General features: G+C 45.1%; 4 protein-coding genes and 1 pseudogene. All 5 read right to left on the bottom strand.

Annotation, left to right across the window (positions count from 1 at the left end; translation table 11 throughout):
* Positions 1-104: 104 nt before the first annotated feature.
* Positions 105-446 (bottom strand): hypothetical protein, encoded by a 342-nt coding sequence (locus H6G97_RS50430; protein WP_242056198.1) that lies wholly within the window; start codon positions 444-446, stop codon positions 105-107.
* Positions 443-646, bottom strand: a complete 204-nt coding sequence (locus H6G97_RS50425) for a hypothetical protein (RefSeq protein ID WP_190947692.1) — start codon at positions 644-646, stop codon at positions 443-445. The genes H6G97_RS50430 and H6G97_RS50425 overlap by 4 nt, the downstream gene beginning before the upstream one ends.
* Before the next feature lie 67 nt (positions 647-713).
* Complete coding sequence (locus H6G97_RS54540) at positions 714-1112, bottom strand: hypothetical protein (protein ID WP_242056197.1); 399 nt, start codon at positions 1110-1112, stop codon at positions 714-716.
* Between the two features lie 21 nt (positions 1113-1133).
* Positions 1134-1373 (bottom strand): hypothetical protein, encoded by a 240-nt coding sequence (locus H6G97_RS54535; RefSeq protein ID WP_242056196.1) that lies wholly within the window; start codon positions 1371-1373, stop codon positions 1134-1136.
* A 145-nt stretch (positions 1374-1518) separates the two neighbouring features.
* Positions 1519-2040: pseudogene (locus tag H6G97_RS50415) on the bottom strand (hypothetical protein); the annotation flags it as partial.

The raw sequence follows: 2040 nt of genomic DNA, 5'->3' as shown, positions 1-2040 counted from the left end.
GTCAGTATTTTGTATCTCAGGAGACACCAATGAAAAATCCCTCAGATGCACGACACTTAATTTCCATTCTTCGGAACAATGCCTAATTTACATGACTTTGAGCCTTAACTGAACCGTATTGGTGGATTAGTGCAGATCCAATCGCACTCTGGCAAAGAATCCCATGACTCGGATAGTGTTGCATCTAAATGGTAATCAGCCGATTTATGTGGATCAATATCGTTCGTCCACATTTGCTTGGTGTGTGGCCACGCCTGGAGTAAAGATGTGATCGCCCCCATCCCAACACAAGGCTCACCAATAACACCAGATAACGGAACATGGCGCAGTAGTTCAGTAGTAAACCAAGATGGAGACTCGTAAAAGTTCAATGGATGCCTACCAACAGTTTCTCCTGTAGATTTAGGAGAGTATGGTTGTGGTGTTAGTAGTTGTGCAACAGTCATAAACTCTCTCCCGCTTGTTTTACAACTTGAGCGCTGATTGATTCAAAATCCACTTGAAAAATGTTCATATCAGTCAGCATCTCGCCACTGTTATAGCGGTCTATAATATGTTGCCTAATGCCTGATTCTGAAAGCCCATCGGAAATATTGATGTGAGCAACACTCTTAATCTTTTCGGTGACTCTAACAATGACTCTCATGCTGGTTATGCCAAATATGAAAAAGTGTTTAACGTAGTGATTGCTACTTGTTTAATAGTGATCGCTTCTATCTCCAAGGTGTAAAATTATTCCATTGAAACCAGCTTGAGCCAGAATCAGAGTATGCAGTGGTACGGTGGATTGCTTCTGGATTACCCCAGCAACAGCAAGCGTTGATGGCAAACGTGGGCTTATCCTGAAATGTTCCATCTGGTAGAAGAATCTGGTAAACCTCATCCTCAACCCATATTTCCAACCATTCTCGGCTCATGTATTCGGCGTAAAACTGACTCCAGCGAGAGGAAAGCCAGCGCGATTCTGTTTCGCGGTTGTAACGCCACAGCTTGAAAGCGAGGTTCCAATGTGCAAGAAAGTCGAGCGCCACCGGCTTGGACTGCATCAATATCTCTTTGTCACCAGGAACGAGCATCAATTCCTCACACAGGCGGGGAAGAACTAACGCCATGCCGCCGTACTCAACGGTGTACTACTCAATTCCACTAATGCCTTGGCTTACCTGTTGTGCCCAAATTATTTGTCGTTTATCAACTGTATCTTGCACTCTTTTTCGGAACATATCGAAACGCAATACTGTTTCTACTGGGGATAATTCCCCCTTCGCTACGTGTTGTAGTGCTAAGTCACAAGCTCCTTCCCAACCGATTGCATTAACTTGGTCGATCTGAGCGGCGATTACGGCGGCTCTTTCATCATGAAATTGTGTCATTAACCTTTCCTTATCCGTTACTTATTTTCTGTTTAATGAACAGGCTTTACAGTTCTTTATGTATATGAAGTACGATCCCTACAAGTAATGGTTACGTAACCAGTAGTAAGAAAAATGCAGGCAACTGAAGGCTGAAGACTGATGGCTACGTAACCATTACCTGTTCTTTCTTATTAGTGAAAGCCCCCGCCTGCCTTAGCGCTGTACTAGGACTGGGATGAGCGAAGAACGCTTCTATAGCTTTGGTCAGTCCGGCGGCCACAACAGGATCGTGACAAGCGTAGACATAGATGGGCTGTTGCACACCGTTAACCAATCGCGTTTCTTGGCGATCGCCTAGTTGTGGGTAAAACGTGCGAACCCATGTGCCCAAGTGTCCGCGATAGTGAGTGCCGCTCAGGGGGACTTTCTTTCCAAGTTCGCTCTCTGCAAAGTTGACCACACCCAGCCATTTTTCTTTTGTGCCGGTTAGTGACTGTCTGTTGTAGTCAGCTATCAGATTGGCGGCGAAGTCTTTGCAATTCTGTTCCATGTATGGGTTGAGTCTGCCACCCGTGAGTTCGGCTAAAGTCTTCATTGCTTTGACAAAAGTATCTAGCCTCTGTTCAACAGGAGGAAGGACTGGTACATGATTTTGGTTTTGAGATGCAATTGTGTTGGGTATCGC

It is taken from the genome of Nostoc flagelliforme FACHB-838 (assembly GCF_014698065.1).
Lineage (GTDB): Bacteria > Cyanobacteriota > Cyanobacteriia > Cyanobacteriales > Nostocaceae > Nostoc > Nostoc flagelliforme_B.
The sequence above is the reverse complement of the archived record's forward strand: the minus strand, read 5'-3'. Positions and strand labels throughout refer to the sequence as shown.

What these genes read in the sequence shown, in the direction of transcription:
- H6G97_RS50430 (WP_242056198.1), bottom strand. Translation starts at nt 446, where the DNA reads ATGACTGTTGCACAACTACTAACACCACAACCATACTCTCCTAAATCT.
- H6G97_RS54535 (WP_242056196.1), bottom strand. Translation starts at nt 1,373, where the DNA reads ATGACACAATTTCATGATGAAAGAGCCGCCGTAATCGCCGCTCAGATC.
- H6G97_RS50425 (WP_190947692.1), bottom strand. Translation starts at nt 646, where the DNA reads ATGAGAGTCATTGTTAGAGTCACCGAAAAGATTAAGAGTGTTGCTCAC.
- H6G97_RS54540 (WP_242056197.1), bottom strand. Translation starts at nt 1,112, where the DNA reads ATGGCGTTAGTTCTTCCCCGCCTGTGTGAGGAATTGATGCTCGTTCCT.